15 protein-coding genes are annotated in these 15,992 nt (G+C 73.3%); 12 read left to right on the plus strand and 3 right to left on the minus strand.

Annotated elements, in window-relative coordinates; translation table 11 throughout:
- Positions 1 to 2: 2 nt before the first annotated feature.
- Both ACX6XY_RS00210 and ACX6XY_RS00215 read left to right on the plus strand, forming a co-directional pair.
- On the plus strand, positions 3 to 797 hold the full coding sequence (locus tag ACX6XY_RS00210) for a 3-oxoacyl-ACP reductase (RefSeq protein WP_460324924.1): 795 nt from the start codon (positions 3 to 5) through the stop codon (positions 795 to 797).
- Between the two features lie 22 nt (positions 798 to 819).
- Positions 820 to 1,809, plus strand: coding sequence for a DUF2510 domain-containing protein (locus tag ACX6XY_RS00215; protein WP_460324927.1), 990 nt, complete (start codon positions 820 to 822; stop codon positions 1,807 to 1,809).
- A gap of 24 nt (positions 1,810 to 1,833) precedes the next feature.
- Here ACX6XY_RS00215 and ACX6XY_RS00220 read toward each other — a convergent pair whose 3' ends face one another.
- Entirely contained in the window at positions 1,834 to 3,036 is a 1,203-nt protein-coding gene (locus tag ACX6XY_RS00220) for an amino acid deaminase/aldolase (RefSeq protein WP_460324930.1), read from the minus strand.
- Positions 3,037 to 3,230: 194 nt separating this feature from the next.
- Here ACX6XY_RS00220 and ACX6XY_RS00225 point away from each other — a divergent pair, with 194 nt between their 5' ends.
- Positions 3,231 to 4,640 carry a hypothetical protein gene (locus tag ACX6XY_RS00225; RefSeq protein ID WP_460324932.1) on the plus strand — a complete coding sequence of 470 codons (1,410 nt, stop codon included), beginning with the start codon at positions 3,231 to 3,233 and terminating at the stop codon, positions 4,638 to 4,640.
- Positions 4,641 to 4,690: 50 nt separating this feature from the next.
- Complete coding sequence (gene mycP / locus ACX6XY_RS00230) at positions 4,691 to 5,884, plus strand: type VII secretion-associated serine protease mycosin (protein WP_460324935.1); 1,194 nt, start codon at positions 4,691 to 4,693, stop codon at positions 5,882 to 5,884.
- Between the two features lie 105 nt (positions 5,885 to 5,989).
- Here the strand turns inward: mycP and ACX6XY_RS00235 are convergent, their stop codons facing one another.
- Entirely contained in the window at positions 5,990 to 6,874 is an 885-nt protein-coding gene (locus ACX6XY_RS00235) for a serine hydrolase (RefSeq protein ID WP_460324938.1), read from the minus strand.
- A gap of 106 nt (positions 6,875 to 6,980) precedes the next feature.
- Here ACX6XY_RS00235 and ACX6XY_RS00240 point away from each other — a divergent pair, with 106 nt between their 5' ends.
- A complete protein-coding gene (locus ACX6XY_RS00240) occupies positions 6,981 to 7,718 on the plus strand; it encodes an SseB family protein (protein WP_460324941.1) in 738 nt (245 codons plus the stop codon).
- Positions 7,719 to 7,759: 41 nt separating this feature from the next.
- Here the strand turns inward: ACX6XY_RS00240 and ACX6XY_RS00245 are convergent, their stop codons facing one another.
- Positions 7,760 to 8,125 carry a DUF1844 domain-containing protein gene (locus ACX6XY_RS00245; RefSeq protein WP_460324944.1) on the minus strand — a complete coding sequence of 122 codons (366 nt, stop codon included), beginning with the start codon at positions 8,123 to 8,125 and terminating at the stop codon, positions 7,760 to 7,762.
- Positions 8,126 to 8,510: 385 nt separating this feature from the next.
- Between ACX6XY_RS00245 and infC the strand changes: the two genes are divergently transcribed.
- From infC to pheT, 7 genes are all read left to right on the plus strand, one after another.
- Positions 8,511 to 9,164 (plus strand): translation initiation factor IF-3, encoded by a 654-nt coding sequence (gene infC / locus ACX6XY_RS00250; RefSeq protein ID WP_460325320.1) that lies wholly within the window; start codon positions 8,511 to 8,513, stop codon positions 9,162 to 9,164.
- A 95-nt stretch (positions 9,165 to 9,259) separates the two neighbouring features.
- Positions 9,260 to 9,454, plus strand: coding sequence for a 50S ribosomal protein L35 (gene rpmI, locus ACX6XY_RS00255; RefSeq protein ID WP_460324947.1), 195 nt, complete (start codon positions 9,260 to 9,262; stop codon positions 9,452 to 9,454).
- A gap of 102 nt (positions 9,455 to 9,556) precedes the next feature.
- Complete coding sequence (rplT, locus tag ACX6XY_RS00260) at positions 9,557 to 9,943, plus strand: 50S ribosomal protein L20 (RefSeq protein WP_156721572.1); 387 nt, start codon at positions 9,557 to 9,559, stop codon at positions 9,941 to 9,943.
- A gap of 120 nt (positions 9,944 to 10,063) precedes the next feature.
- Positions 10,064 to 10,888 (plus strand): TrmH family RNA methyltransferase, encoded by an 825-nt coding sequence (locus ACX6XY_RS00265; RefSeq protein WP_460324950.1) that lies wholly within the window; start codon positions 10,064 to 10,066, stop codon positions 10,886 to 10,888.
- A 95-nt stretch (positions 10,889 to 10,983) separates the two neighbouring features.
- The gene (locus ACX6XY_RS00270; protein WP_460324952.1) at positions 10,984 to 12,183 is read left to right on the plus strand and encodes a sensor histidine kinase; all 1,200 of its coding nucleotides are present in this window, start codon (positions 10,984 to 10,986) and stop codon (positions 12,181 to 12,183) included.
- Positions 12,184 to 12,298: 115 nt separating this feature from the next.
- Positions 12,299 to 13,438 (plus strand): phenylalanine--tRNA ligase subunit alpha, encoded by a 1,140-nt coding sequence (gene pheS / locus ACX6XY_RS00275; protein WP_460324954.1) that lies wholly within the window; start codon positions 12,299 to 12,301, stop codon positions 13,436 to 13,438.
- A complete protein-coding gene (gene pheT / locus ACX6XY_RS00280) occupies positions 13,438 to 15,966 on the plus strand; it encodes a phenylalanine--tRNA ligase subunit beta (protein ID WP_460324956.1) in 2,529 nt (842 codons plus the stop codon). Before pheS ends, pheT begins: the two co-directional genes overlap by 1 nt.
- Positions 15,967 to 15,992 lie beyond the last annotated feature (26 nt).

A 15,992-nucleotide genomic window follows, 5' to 3' on the forward strand; every position in this document is an offset into this window, starting at 1 on the left:
CCATGACCGGCAACACCGACACCGAGAACATCTGCCGCCGCCTGGTGGGCCGTACCGCCGTCATCACCGGCGCGGGCAGCGGCATCGGCCTGGCCGCCGCCCGTCGCCTGGCCTCCGAGGGGGCCCATGTGGTCTGCGGGGACATCGACGAGAGCGCGGGCAAGGCCGCCGCCGACGAGGTCGGCGGCGCCTTCGTACGGGTCGACGTCACCGACGCCGAGCAGGTCGACGCCCTGTTCAAGGCGGCGTACGACACCTACGGCAGCGTGGACGTCGCCTTCAACAACGCCGGGATCTCACCGCCCGACGACGACTCCATCCTGGACACCGGCCTCGAGGCGTGGAAGCGCGTCCAGGACGTCAACCTCACCTCCGTGTACCTATGCTGCAAGGCCGCCATCCCCTATATGCGACGCCAGGGCCGCGGCTCCATCATCAACACCGCCTCCTTCGTGGCCGTCATGGGCGCGGCCACATCGCAGATCTCGTACACCGCGTCCAAAGGCGGCGTGCTGGCCATGTCCCGTGAACTGGGCGTGCAGTTCGCCCGCGAGGGCATCCGGGTCAACGCGCTCTGCCCCGGCCCGGTGAACACCCCTCTCCTCCAGGAGCTGTTCGCCAAGGACCCGGAGCGGGCCGCGCGGCGTCTGGTGCACATCCCGGCCGGACGGTTCGCCGACGCCGAGGAGATCGCGGCCGCGGTCGCCTTCCTCGCCAGCGACGACTCCTCCTTCGTCAACGCCACCGACTTCCTGGTCGACGGCGGCATCGCCGGGGCCTACGTCACTCCGTTGTAGATCCTGTCGATAAAGTGGCCGCATGAGCATGACGACCCCGCCCGGCTGGTACCCGGATCCGTCGGTTCCGTCCCTTGAACGCTGGTGGGACGGGACCGCGTGGACGGAGCACACCCGCGCCCCGCAACCGGACCAGCAGCAGACCGGCTTCGGCCCCCCGCCGGCGGTGGGGACGCCGGGCCCCGGCGACGCCTCCGGCCGGGCCAAGGTGATCGCGCTCACCGTCGCGGGGGTCGTCCTGGTCGCCGCGATCGTCACGGGCGTCGTCGTACTCGGCAAGGACGACGACAACGGCGGCGAGGCCAAGAACGGCGGCTCCTCGAGCGCACCCGCGTCCGCGTCCGATCCGGCCGGCGACGAGCCCGGCGACGAGGCGACCGACGCCCCGGCCGACGACTCCACGGACGAGCCCAGCGAGTCCCCGAACACGTCCGCCGACGACTCCGGCCGACTGGTCGACCAGCTCAACGGCATCACCCTGCCGATCCTGGACGGCTGGGAGAAGCCAGACCACACGGTCGGCGCCGAACTGACCATGCGCACCAAGGAGATCTACGACTGTCCCGGCGGCACGGGCTACTGCTACCACGGCACGGTCACCAGCAGCGCCGCCGACTCCGATGACGGCGACACCGCGAAGGAAGTCGCCGAAACGGACATCTCCGACTGGGCCGAGAAGGCCTACGGCGAAGACGGCATCGGCCGGAAGCCGCACGGCGGACTCACCTCCACCAAGAAGATCGCGGCCGGGCAGGTCGCGGTGGCGGGCCGCAGCGGCTATTTCGTCCGCTGGCAGGTCAAGACCGGCGCGGGCCCCGGCGGTTACGTCCAGTCCCTCGTCTTCCCGTCGACGATCGGCACCGAGTCCCTGGTCGTGGTGCGGTTCGCCTTCGACGCCGGGTCCGCCGGGCCGAAGCTGTCCCGGATGGACGAGATCACCAAGGACATCCGCCCCATCGGCGACAGCGGCGGCGGTACGGGCGGCGTGGGCAGCAGCATCGGCCCGTCCTAGCGACGAGGCCCGAGGCCCGAGAGGTCAGAGGAACGTACGGCCCTCACCGCGATACGTCGGCACGGTCGCGGTGACCCGCTCACCCTCCACCAGGTGCAGCGCGTCGAAACGCTCGCACAACTCCCCGGCCTTGGCGTGCCGGAACCACACCCGGTCGCCGATCAGCAGATCGTCGGCGGCGGACCCGAGCAGCGGCGTCTGCACTTCGCCGGGTCCCTCCTGCGGGTCGTACCGCAGCCCCTTGGGGAGGCACGGCACCGGCAGCCGGTCCGCGCCCGTCGCGCCCGAGGCCGGATAGCCGCCGCCGAGCACCGTCACCACACCGACGCCCGGCCTGCGCACCACCGGCTGGGCGAACAGCGCGGCCGGACGGCCGGTGAACGACGTGTAGTCGTCGAACAGCCGCGGGACGTACAGCCCCGAGCCCGCGGCGATCTCGGTGACCGCGTCCTCGGCCGCGGTGTGCTGCACACTGCCCGTGCCGCCGCCGTTGACGAACTCCAGGTCCGGTGCCACGGCGCGCACCGCGCGCACCGCCTCCGCCCGGCGGGCGGCCAGTTCGCGGCGGGCCGCCGACTGCATCAGCCGGATCGCCCGCGAGCGCAGCGGCCGCCCGGCCAGCCGGTCCCCGACCCCGGCGACATGGCCCTCGTACGCCATGATCCCGACCAGCCGGAAGCCGGGCCTGTGCGCCACCGCACGGGCCAGCTCGGCGACTTGGGCGGGGGAGTGCAGCGGGGACCGCCGGGCGCCGACCCGTACCCGGCCGCCGAGGAGCTTCAGCGCCGTGTCCAACTCCAGGCAGACCCGCACCTCTTCGCCGCCGCCGTCCCTGGCCTCGTCGATCAGCCGCAGCTGCGCCGGGTCGTCGACCATCACGGTCACCGCCGCGGCCAGCTTGGGGTCGGCGGAGAGTTCGGCGAACGCGGCCCGGTCGGCGGACGGATAGGCGAGCAGGACGTCGTCGAAGCCGGACCTGGCCAGCCAGAGCGACTCGGCCAGCGTGAACGACATGACGCCCGCGAAGCCGTCCCGGCTCAGCACGCGTTCCAGCAGGGCCCGGCAGCGTACGGACTTGCTCGCCACCCGGATCGGCTTGCCCGCGGCCCGCCGCACGAGATCCGCCGCGTTCGCGTCGAACGCCTCCACGTCGACGATCGCGACGGGCGCGTCGAGGTGCGCGGTGGCCCGGTCGTAGCGGGTGCGGTCGGATGCGCGGACGGTCATGAGTGAAGCCTGCCAGACGCGATTACCAGAGGGTAGTAGCGGGCAACGGGACGAACGGGGCAGATCGGCCCCTGGTCGCCGATCGGGTCCCGGCCGACCTGCGGCAGCCCGTAGAGTGACGCGCGTACAGCGAGTGAACGGGCCGTCCCCACGAACACCCAAGACGGGGCCCGAGAGCGAGAAACGGGGGGTGCATGAGCACGGAAGCGCGACGCGCCCCCGTCCCCCCGCCGCCCCCGAACCCGGCGACCCGTCTCCCGGACCGCTCCCCGACGCCCCCCGGCCATCCACACGCCGACACCTCGGCCCCCACCACCCACCCGGCCGAGCCGGGAGCACCGACCGACGGCCCGGCGACTCCGACGCACAGGCCCACCGCCCTGCCGCGACCGTCCACGGCCCCGGCCGAGGGCGTGCCGGCCGCCTTCCCGGCCGCGCCGACCGACGGCGCGACGGCCTCGGCGCACGGGCCTGCCGCCCCGCCACATCCGTCTGCGGCCGTGTCGGCCGCTCACCCGGCCGCGTCGGGGGCGCCGAGCGCCGGTGCGGCGGCCTCCGGGGACGAGTTCGCCGTCCCGTCGGGTCCGTCCGCGGCCCCGCGTTCCGCGTCGTGGCGTGCCGCCGCCGCGGACGGGGGGTCCGGGTTCGCGGGAGGCGGTGGGGAGGGTCCCCCGGCCGGGGCCGACGCACCGCTCGCCGCCGGGAACTCTCCCCGGACAGACGGCATACCGGAGCGGCCCGGCACCCGCCCGCCGGGCCCGTTCGACCAGCCGTCGCCGGGCGACGCCAACGCGCACCCGCCGCACGACGACACGACCCGCCTGCGGCCCGTCCCCGTCCCCGCCCGCGGCAGGCTCCGCGCCGTCGCCGCCGCGGCCTGTGCCGTCCTGGGCCTCGGACTCATCGGCGGCGCGGTCGCCGGCAGCTGGCTGACCGGCGAATCCTCGGACGACGCGGCCCGCTCGGCGTTCGCGGCCGCCGCGGACAGCTGGCACAACGAACCCGTCGACACCCTCCTGCCCCCCGTGGTCAAGGGCGAGGACGCGGGCCCCGGCGGCGCCGACCGGCGGTGGACCCGGATCGCCGTCGCCCCGGACAGCGACTGCGCGGCCGCCCTCGCCCCGCCGCTGCTGGCCGCGCTCGAACCGATCGGCTGCGAACGCGTCGTACGCGCCACGTACACCGACGACACCCGCAGCCATGTCACCACCGTCGGCATGGCGTTCAGCCGGGCGGACGCCGAGGCGATGCGTGCGCTGCGGACCCGCTTCACCAAGGACCGCCTCACCGAGCGCGCGGACCTGATGCCCCGTGCGTACGCCGAACGAGGCACCGCCGCCGAGCACTTCGGCGACCGCCAGCGCGCGTCCTGGACGGTGTCCGTCCTCGCCGACGCCCCGGTCGTCGTGTTCGCGGTCTCCGGCTTCGTGGACGGCCGTACGGTCGACGCGCCCCAGCCGGTCGCCGACGCGATGGCCGAGGACGCCGCCAGCGCCCCCGGCCAGGCCGGGCTCGGCCATGAGGCGAAGGGCCTGGCCGACCGGGTGGAACGCGGACTGCGCAAGACCGCCGAGGCCGCCGCCGATAAGCCCGAGGACCGATGAGGCGCGATGGAGACGCGATGAGGCGCGATGAGACGCGAAGGGACGTCCGGATGACGACGCCGCGCAAGACCGCCGCGTTGCGCAAGACCGCCGCGCTGCTCGCCGCGGCCGGGCTCGTCCTGCTGCCCGCCGCGCCCGCGCAGGCCGACTCGATCCGCGCCCGGCAGTGGGGCCTGGACGCCATGAACACCGGCGAGGCCTGGCGCACCACACAGGGCAAGGGCGTCACCGTCGCCGTCCTGGACACCGGAGTCGACGCCGAGCACCCGGACCTCCGGGGCAACGTCATCGAGGGCCGGGACATGATCGGCTTCGGCGCCGAGCGCGGCCAGGAGTCCTGGGCCGAACACGGCACCGCGATGGCCGGGATCATCGCGGGACACGGACATGGCGCGGACGGCGGCGACGGCGTACTCGGCGTCGCGCCCGAGGCCACGATCCTCCCGGTACGGGTGATCCTGGAAGACGGCGACCCGTCCCGCAAAAAGGCCCGCAGCACCCGCGGGAACGCGGTAGCCGAAGGCATCCGCTGGGCCGCCGACCACGGCGCCGACGTCATCAACCTGTCGCTCGGCGACGACAGCGAGTCCGCCCACCCGGCGGCGGCCGAGGACGCCGCGGTCCGGTACGCCCTGAAGAAAGGCGCCGTCGTCGTCGCGTCGGCGGGCAACGGCGGCGAGAAGGGCGACCACGTCTCCTACCCGGCCGCCTATCCGGGCGTGATCGCGGTGACCGCCGAGGACCGGTCGGGCAACCGCGCCTCGTTCTCCACCCGCCGCTGGTACGCCACCGTCAGCGCGCCCGGCGAGGACATCGTCATGACCGCGCCCGACGGCCGGTATGTCGAGGGCTGGGGCACCAGCTCCGCCGCGGCCTTCGTGTCGGGCGCCGTCGCGCTGGTGCGCTCCGCACACCCGGACCTGACCCCGGCCCAGATCAGGAAACTGCTCCAGGACACCGCGCGGGACGCCCCGGACGGCGGCCGCGACGACTCCCGCGGCCACGGTCTGGCGGACCCGGCCGCCGCCATCGAGGCGGGCGCCGAACTGACACCGCGGCCCGCGCGGGCGGCCGCATACGGCAGCGAGTACTTCGGCCCCGGTCCGGAACCGGCCGACGCGGACCGGACGTCGACCGGCTGGGCCAGCCTGCTGGCGGGCGGCCTCGGGACGACCCTGCTGGTGACGGCCGTCCTGCTCTGGTACCGGGGACCCGCGAGACCGGGCAGGGATCCGCTGCCGTGACACCCCCTGCCGTGACACCCCCGCACACACCCGCACGCTCCCGCGTCCCGCGCAGCGGCCACACCCGGCGGAGCGGGACAGGGCGGAGGCGGTCGGCCCGTGACGTCAGCTCGTGAGGGAAGCGGCCGCGGCCTTGGACACCTCTTCGGTCAGCGCCACCCCGGCCTCCTTCGTCGCGTGGCCGTCCGAGAGCACCGCGATCAGGCAGTCGTGGCCGTCGGCGGTCACCCGGCCGATGCTGTTGACGTCCCACAGCCCGGTCGTGCTCCGCGGCAGCCACCCGTTCTTCAGCGCGCCGTCCGACCCGGCCGCCGACACCCCCCAGCCCTGGCCGTCGGCTATCCGCCCCATCAGCCCCTGGATGTACGCGCGTGACGCCTCGGACAGCTCCGACTCGTCCCCGCCGAACACCGCCCGCAGCAGCGCCACCTGATCCGCCGCGGTCGTCTGCGTCAGCCCCCACGCACCGCGCTCACCGGCCCGCGTCCCGGTCAGGCCGAGCCGCTGGTTCGCGGCGTCGAGGCCCTCGGCGTGGCCTATGGTCGCCCACAGCTCCGTCGTCGACTCGTTGCCGCTGTTGACGATCATGTCGGCGGCGTACTCGCGCTCCCGCGGCGTGAGCCGGCGCCCCTCGTCCTGCGCCCGCAGCAGCAGCGCCGCCAGCACGTCGACCTTCACTATGCTCGCTGTGTCGAACGTCTCGTCGTCGCCGTACACCGCGAGCGCGCCGTCGCCCAGATCCATCACCGCGACCGACACCCGCGTCGGCCCGTCCTCGGGGACGACCGGAGCCAGGGCCTCGGCCAGCCGCTCATCAGGGTCCACCCGAGCCTCCCCGACCACCGCGTACGCCGAGGGCTCGGCCGCGACCGCGTCCGTCGGCGGCGCCCCGTCGTACGCGGCGCTCGCCGGGTCCGGGGCGCAGCTCACCAGGCCCCAGCCGAGCAGCAGCGCGGCCGCCGCGGGCACATGTCTGTGACGTCTTCGCATGTCTTCCATGATGCGTCGCACACTTGTGCGTCCCCGCAGGGGGCCTCGGCGACCCGCTGGGAGTGCCGTGCGTGCCGCGCGGACGGGCTCGGTAGGGTCGCTGTCTGTGGCGAACAAGAACATCCCGGACTCCGGATTCTCCGACGACGACGGTTCCGCGGACCCGCGGCTGACCGAGGCCCTCACGGCATGGGCCGGGGACAGGACGGCCGAGACCGCGAGCCGGGTGCTCGGGGCGCTCGCCGGGGCCCGGCTGCTGGTGCCGGTCGTCGCCGTGCTGGGCGAGACGGAGACGGACGCGAACGGCCTGAAGCGTGAGAAGAGCAGCGACATGGCGGTGCCCACGCTCAAGGCCGGGGACCGTACCGCACTGCCCGCCTTCACGTCGACCGCCGCGCTCGCCCGCTGGGACCCCGAGGCCAGGCCGGTCGCCGTGCCGCTGGGGCAGGCGCTGCGCGCCGCCGCCCATGAGAAGGCCGACACGATCGTGCTGGACGTGGCGGGCCCGGTGGCCTTCGAACTGCCCCGCCCGGCGCTGCTCGCCCTCGCCGAGGGCCGCACCTCCACCGACCCGCTGGCCGACCCCGTGGTCACCGACGCGGTACGGGCCGCGGTCGCCGGGGCGCCCGCGGTGATCCGGGCCTACCTCGGCTCCGGCCGCGCGGACGGCACCCTCGCGCTGGTGCTCGACCCGGACGCCGAGCCCGCCGCCGCGGCCCGGCAGGTCGCCGACGCGCTGGCCGCCGACGACGTCCTGCGGGCCCGCCTGGTGCGCGGTCTCGACCTGGCCCTGCTGCCCGCCACGGCCACCCCGCCGGGCGAGCCCCTCTACGTACGCCCCTGAACGCCGTCGGCCGCCCGACGAACGCGCACGTCGGCCCGAGGTCAGCCGAAGACCGGGCCGGTGTACTTCTCGCCCGGTCCCTGGCCCGGCTCGTCCGCCACCAGCGACGCCTCGCGGAACGCCAGCTGGAGCGACTTCAGCCCGTCGCGCAGCGGCGCCGCGTGGAAGGAGCTGATCTCGGTGGCGCTGGCGTCGAGCAGCCCGCCGAGCGCGTGCACCAGCTTGCGGGCCTCGTCCAGGTCCTTGTGCCGCTCGCCCTCGTCGGTGAGCCCGAGCTTGACCGCGGCGGCGCTCATCAGGTTGACCGCGACCGTCACGATCACCTCGACCGCCGGGACCTCCGCGATGTCGCGGGTCATGCTGTCGAAGTCGGTGCCGGTGGGCTCGGTGGTCGGGTCGTCGCTCATGCCTGGTTCTTCTTCCTGCTGGTATCCGACGGGCCGGTCCAGGGTAGGCCCACCGATGAGGCGGGCGGCGGCGGGCCCGAACGCTGGTATGCTGGTGAACCGACCGGCTGGGCACACGTGTGCAACACGAGCGTCCGGCCCACAAGTGGAGGCTCCGATCTCCCACCTGGTCGCCCTCAGGGCGGCGGGTCACCGGTCAGACGGTCCACTCCAGTGGCCGTCCGATGCGCGCCCCGTGTACGACACGGCGGTGCTCCGGTAGTGATGGAGCCCCGCAGGTGATCGTCCGGGGCATTTTTCGTGGCCCCCGCCGGTTAGGTCTAACGAATAGAGACGTTACGCGGCAGTCCGCCAGACCGTCGCGTGGTGCTACCGAGGAGGATCCATCAGCGCCGAGCCCCGCATCAACGACCGGATTCGCGTTCCCGAAGTGCGACTTGTCGGTCCCAGCGGCGAGCAGGTCGGGATTGTTCCGCTTGCCAAGGCCCTCGAGCTTGCGCAGGAGTACGACCTCGACCTGGTCGAGGTCGCGGCGAACGCCCGTCCGCCCGTCTGCAAGCTCATGGACTACGGCAAGTTCAAGTACGAGTCGGCCATGAAGGCCCGTGAGGCGCGCAAGAACCAGGCGCACACGGTCATCAAGGAGATGAAGCTCCGGCCGAAGATCGACCCGCACGACTACGACACCAAAAAGGGTCACGTCGTCCGGTTCCTCAAGCAGGGCGACAAGGTCAAGATCACGATCATGTTCCGCGGTCGCGAGCAGTCCCGCCCCGAGCTGGGCTTCCGGCTGCTGCAGCGGCTCGCTTCGGACGTCGAGGACCTCGGGTTCATCGAGTCGAACCCGAAGCAGGACGGCCGAAACATGATCATGGTTCTCGGTCCGCACAAGAAGAAGACCGAGGCGATGGCCGAGGCCCGCGAGGCCCAGGCCGCCCGCAAGGCGGAAGCCGCGGGTTCCGCGGTGGAGAGCCGTCGGGACCGTGCCGCTGACGAGGAAGGCGCCGAGGCGTCCTCCGAGGAGCCCGCCGAGGCCTGATCCGGGGCGCGAGCCCCGGACGCAACCGATACAACTGACGCTCCCGCCTGCCGGTTCCGACCGGGGGAGTGCCACCGACGAGGAGAAACGGCGCTATGCCGAAGAACAAGACGCACAGCGGTTCCAGCAAGCGCTTCAAGGTCACCGGCTCCGGCAAGGTGCTCCGCGAGCGCGCCGGCAAGCGCCACCTGCTCGAGCACAAGTCGTCCCGACTGACGCGTCGCCTCACCGGCAACGCCGAGATGGCCCCGGGCGACGCCAAGAAGATCAAGAAGCTTCTCGGCAAGTGACGTCACGGCCCCCGCACCGACGGGGGCCGGACGCCGAGACCGGGACCTATACGAACCGGGCCGTGTGACGATCACCACGGCCCCGCTACAAGGAGTTATCACGTGGCACGCGTGAAGCGGGCAGTCAACGCCCACAAGAAGCGTCGGGCGATCCTCGAGCAGGCCAGCGGCTACCGCGGTCAGCGTTCGCGCCTGTACCGCAAGGCGAAGGAGCAGGTCACCCACTCCCTCGTCTACAACTACAACGACCGCAAGAAGCGCAAGGGCGACTTCCGTCAGCTGTGGATCCAGCGCATCAACGCCGCTGCCCGCCAGAACGGCATGACGTACAACCGCCTCATCCAGGGTCTGAAGGCCGCCAACATCGAGGTGGACCGCAAGATGCTGGCCGAGCTCGCGGTCAACGACACCAACGCGTTCGCCGCGCTCGTCGAGGTCGCCCAGAAGGCCCTCCCGAGCGACGTCAACGCCCCGAAGACCGCCGCCTGATCGAGGCGCCGTCTTCCCCCGGCCGTGACAGGCCCTTCGCCGGACCCGCAGGCGCATGCCTGCGGGTCCGGCGCGTTCCGCGTTCCGCCCTTCCGTACGTAAAAAGGTGAGCCGCCGACCATGGGCACCCCCGAGCTGATCTCCCCCCGCTCCTCGCGGGTGGCCGCCGCCAGGCGGCTGGCCAAGCGCAACTTCCGCGCCAAGGAGCACCGGTTCCTCGCCGAGGGGCCGCAGGCCGTACGGGAGGCCGCCGGACACCGCGCCGGAGGCGAGCCCACCCTGCTGGAGCTGTTCACCACCGCGGAGGCCGCCGAGCGGTACGCCGACGTCATCGCCGCGGCGCGCGACGGCGGCGCCCGCGTACACCTCGCGGACGAATCCGTGATCACCGACATCTCGACCACCGTCACCCCGCAGGGCCTGGTCGGCGTCTGCCGCTTCCTGGACTCGCCGCTCACCGAGATCCTCGCGGCCAGGCCCCGGCTGGTCGCCGTACTCGCCCACGTCCGCGACCCCGGCAACGCGGGCACCGTACTGCGCTGCGCGGACGCCGCGGGCGCCGACGCGGTGATCTTCACCGACGCCTCCGTCGACCTGTACAACCCCAAGGCGGTACGGGCCTCGGTCGGCTCGCACTTCCATCTGCCCGTCGCCGTGGGCGTCCCGGTGGAACAGGCCGTGGCGGGGCTGCGGGACACCGGCGTACGGGTACTCGCCGCCGACGGCGCGGGCGCCGACGACCTGGACGCCGAGCTCGACAAGGGCGCCATGGGCACCCCGACGGCCTGGATCTTCGGCAACGAGGCCTGGGGCCTGCCGGAGGAGACCCGCGCACTCGCCGACGCCGTGGTACGCGTCCCGATCCACGGCCGCGCCGAGAGCCTGAACCTCGCCACCGCCGCCGCCGTATGTCTCTACGCCTCCGCACGCGCCCAACGGGCCTGAAGTGCTGGCGGAGGGGGTCCGCGCGGTGACGCTCAGCTAGTAGTGTGGCGGACTCGGGGACCCACTGCGCCAGTGAGAGGGTGGGGTACGGGGACATGACTGTCGGGACCAGGGGACCGCGCGGCGCCCAGGGCGGCGCACCGCCGCACACCCGCACGCCCCACGCGGACAGCGACAGCGCGGACGATCCCGCCGGCCAGGGTCCGGACCTCGGCCTGGACCCGGACGACCTGCCGGACGGCCTGGTCGTCGCCGACGAGACCGGTCGCGTCATCCGCTTCAACGCCGCGGCCGCCCGGATCACCGCCGTGACCGCCGCCGACGCGCTCGGGCGGCCGCTGGACCACGCGCTGCCCCTGGAAGACCTCGAAGGCCGCCGCTGGTGGCAGCTCACCGACCCCTACGGCGGCCTCGCCACCCGCAAGGGACAGCCCGAGCGCAACCTGCTGCTGCCCGGCGGCCGGGAGGTCCTGGTCTCGGCCCGGTACGTACGCACCCACCCCACCGGCCCGGTACGCCGCCTGGTCGTCTCGCTCAGGGACACCGAAGCCCGCCGCCGCACCGAGCGCAGCCACGCCGAACTGATCGCCACCGTCGCCCACGAACTGCGCTCACCGCTGACCTCCGTCAAGGGCTTCACCGCCACCCTGCTCGCCAAGTGGGACCGCTTCACCGACGACCAGAAGCGCCTCATGCTGGAGACCGTCGACGCCGACGCGGGCCGCGTCACCCGGCTCATCGCCGAACTTCTCGACATCTCCCGCATCGACTCCGGACGCCTGGAGGTGCGCCGCCAGCCCGTCGACCTCGGCGCGGCCGTCGGACGGCACGTCCAGGCCCATGTCACCGCCGGTCAGCCCCCGGACCGTTTCCTGGTACGGCTGCAACAGCCGTTGCCCGCGCTCTGGGCGGACCCGGACAAGATCGACCAGGTGCTGAGCAACCTGCTGGAAAACGCGGTGCGGCACGGCGAGGGAACTGTCACCATCGAGGTGGCCGCCGTGCGCCCGGACACCACCGCACGGCCGGACGACCCGGCACGGCCGGGCCACCAGGCGGAGGGAACGACAGTCACCGTGAGCGACGAAGGCCCCGGCATCCCCGAGGAGTCGATGGGCCGTGTCTTCACCCGCTTCTGGCGGGGCAGCAAACGCGGCGGCACCGGCCTCGGCCTGTACATCGTCAAGGGCATCGTGGAGGCCCACGGCGGCGCCATCACCGTCGGCCGGGGGCCCGCGGGCGGCGCCGAGTTCCGATTTACGCTGCCCGTGGCGACGCCTGCCTACCTGGTCTAGGCGGCCCACGGGCACCTTCGCCTTCCCGTACACCGTTAGACTCGACCTTTGGCGCGATTGTGTCCTTGTCGTGTGCGGGACTCCCCAGCCAAGCCAATCGGAAGTACGGGAAGAGATGTCGGCACCCAATAAGTCGTACGACCCTGTTCAGGTCGACGCGTTGAAACCGGACGAGATCGAGCGCGTGAAGAACGAGGCGCTCGCCGCCTTCGCCGCCGCGGACGACCTCGACGCGCTCGCCCAGGCGAAGGTCGCGCACACCGGCGGCGGCTCGCCGCTGGCGCTCGCCAACCGCGAGATCGGCGCGCTCCCGCCACAGGCCAAGGCCGAGGCCGGCAAGCGCGTCGGGATGGCGCGCGGCGCCGTGAACAAGGCGCTCGCCGCCCGCCAGAGCGAACTCGAAGCCGAGCGCGACGCGCGCGTCCTGGTCGAGGAGGCGGTGGACGTCACCCTGCCCTACGACCGCGTCCCGGCCGGCGCCCGGCACCCCCTCACCACCCTCATGGAGCGCGTCGCCGACGTCTTCGTGGCGATGGGCTACGAGATCGCCGAAGGCCCCGAGGTCGAGGCCGAGTGGTTCAACTTCGACGCCCTGAACTTCGTGCCCGACCACCCGGCACGCCAGATGCAGGACACCTTCTTCGTCCAGGGCACGACCGCGGACGGCAAGGCCACCGCCGGCGACGAGTCCGGCGTCGTCCTGCGCACCCACACCTCGCCGGTCCAGGCGCGCGCCCTGCTCGACCGGGAGCCGCCCGTCTACATCGTCTGCCCCGGCCGGGTCTACCGCACCGACGAGCTGGACGCCACGCACACCCCGGTCTTCCACCAGATCGAGCTGCTCGCCGTCGACGAGGGCCTGACCATGGCCGACCTCAAGGGCACCCTGGACCACATGGTCCAGGCGCTGTTCGGCCCGGACATGAAGACCCGGCTGCGCCCCAACTACTTCCCCTTCACCGAGCCGTCCGCCGAGATGGACATGGTGTGCTACGTCTGCCGCGGCGCCTCCGTCGGCGACCCCGACCGGCCCTGCCGCACCTGCGGCAGCGAGGGCTGGATCGAGCTCGGCGGCTGCGGCATGGTCAACCCGCGGGTGCTCACCGCCTGCGGCGTCGACCCCGAGAAGTACAGCGGATTCGCCTTCGGGTTCGGCATCGAACGGATGCTGATGTTCCGCCACAACGTCGAAGACATGCGAGACATGGTCGAGGGTGACGTCCGGTTCACCCGGCCGTTCGGGATGGAGATCTGATGCGGGTCCCGCTTTCCTGGCTGCGGGAGTACGTCGACCTGCCGGCCACTGAGACCGGCCGCGACGTACAGGCCAAGCTGGTGTCCGTCGGCCTCGAGGTCGAGACCGTCGAACACCTCGGCGCGGGCCTCACCGGGCCCCTGGTGGTCGGCCGGGTGCTCACCGTCGAGGAGCTGACCGAGTTCAAGAAGCCCATCCGCTTCTGCACCGTCGACGTCGGCCAGGCCAACGGCACCGGCGAGCCGCAGGAGATCGTCTGCGGCGCCCGGAACTTCGCCGAGGGCGACAAGGTCGTGGTGGCCCTGCCCGGCGCCGTGCTGCCCGGTGACTTCCGCATCGCCGAGCGCAAGACGTACGGCAAGATGTCCCGCGGCATGATCTGCTCCGGCGACGAGCTCGGCATGGGCGACGACGGCACCGGCGGCATCATCGTGCTGCCGCCCGAGCACGAGACCGGCATCGACGCCGTCGAACTGCTCGAACTCCGCGACGAGGTCCTCGACATCGCCGTCACGCCCGACCGCGGCTACTGCCTGTCGATGCGCGGCGTCGCCCGCGAGACCGCCACCGCGTACGGCCTGCCGCTGCGCGACCCGGCTCTCCTCGACGTCCCCGCGCCCAACGACTACGGCTACCCGGTGAAGGTCGACGACCCGCGGGGCTGCGACCGCTTCACCGCCCGCACGGTCACCGGCCTCGACCCCGAGGCGCGCTCCCCGATCTGGCTGCGCCGCCGCCTGCAGAAGGCAGGGATGCGGCCGATCTCGCTGGCCGTCGACGTCACCAACTACGTGATGCTGGAACTCGGCCAGCCGCTGCACGCCTACGACCGGTCCCGTGTCGTGGGCCCGATCGGCGTACGCCGGGCCCAGGCGGGCGAGGAGTTCGTCACCCTGGACGGCGCCAAGCGGGTACTCGACGCCGAGGACCTGGTGATCACCGACGACCGCGGGCCGATCGGCCTGGCCGGCGTCATGGGCGGCGCCAACACCGAGATCGCCGACTCCGAGACCGACCCGGAGACCGGCGAGGTCCAGGGCACCACCGAGGTGGTCATCGAGGCCGCGCACTTCGACCAGCTCGCCATCGCCCGCACCGCGCGCCGCCACAAGCTGTCGTCGGAGGCCTCCAAGCGCTTCGAGCGCGGCGTCGACCCCGAGGCCGCGGCCGCCGCGGCGCAGCGCACCGTCGACCTGCTGGTGCTGCTCGCGGGCGGTTCCGCCGAGGCCGGGGTCACCGAGGTCGCCGCGCCGTCCGTGCCGCGCACCCTCACCATCCCCGCCGACCACCCGGACAAGGTCGCGGGCGTCGCCTACGGCCGCGAGACCGTGGTACGCCGCCTCCAGCAGGTCGGCTGCGACGTCTACGGCCAGGACACCCTGACCGTCACGGCGCCGTCCTGGCGGCCCGACCTGACCGACCCCAACGACCTCGCCGAAGAGGTCATCCGGCTGGAGGGCTACGAGAACCTGCCCTCGACACTGCCGGGGCCCCCGGCGGGCCGCGGCCTCACCGACCGGCAGCGGCTGCACCGCCGCGTCGGCCGCGCGCTGGCCTCGGCGGGCTATGTCGAGGCGCTGAACTACCCGTTCGTCGGCGCGCAGGTCTTCGACCAGCTCGGCCTGGACGCCGACGACGCGCGCCGCCGTACGGTCACCCTCGCCAACCCGCTCTCGGACGAGGACCCCGCGCTGCGCACCACGCTGCTGCCGGGCCTGCTCGCCGCGCTGCGGCGCAACGACGGACGCGGCAGCCACGACCTGGCGCTGTTCGAGACCGGCCTGGTCTTCCGGCCGTCCGGCGACGAGCCCCGGGCCGTCCGGCTGCCCGTGGACCGCCGCCCCACCGACGAGGAGATCGCCACGCTGAACGCCGCGCTGCCGCGTCAGCCGCGCCGCGCCGCGGTCGTCCTGGCGGGCGCCCGCGAGCAGTCCGGCTGGTGGGGCAAGGGCTACCCGGCGACCTGGGCGGACGCCGTCGAGGCCGCGCGCCTGCTGGCCGCCGAGGCCGGCGTCGAGCTGACCGTGCGCGCCGACCAGCACGCACCGTGGCATCCGGGCCGCTGCGCCGCGCTGTACGTCACGGTGGACGGCGCGCAGACCCTCATCGGCCACGCCGGTGAGCTGCACCCGCGCACCATCAAGGCGATGCACCTGCCCGAGCGCACCTGCGCCATGGAGGTCGACACCGACATCCTGGAGCAGGCGTCCACGGGCGCACTGCGCGCGCCGCGGATCTCCGCCTTCCCGGTGGCCACCCAGGACGTCGCGCTGATCGTGGACGGCGACGTCCCGGCCGCCGACGTGGAGCGGGCGCTGCGCGACGGCGCGGGCGAACTCCTGGAGTCGCTGCGGCTGTTCGACGTCTTCACCGGCGAGCAGCTCGGCGAGGGCCGGAAGTCCCTCGCGTACGCGCTGCGGTTCCGCGCCCCGGACCGCACCCTGACCGTCGACGAGGCGTCGGCGGCCCGCGACGCCGCGATCGCCCTCGCGGCCGAGCGCACCGGCGCGGTGCTGCGCGGCGCGTAGGCGCGTTTTCCCTGCTGAGGGGCGCA

It is taken from the genome of Streptomyces sp. O3 (assembly GCF_054788135.1).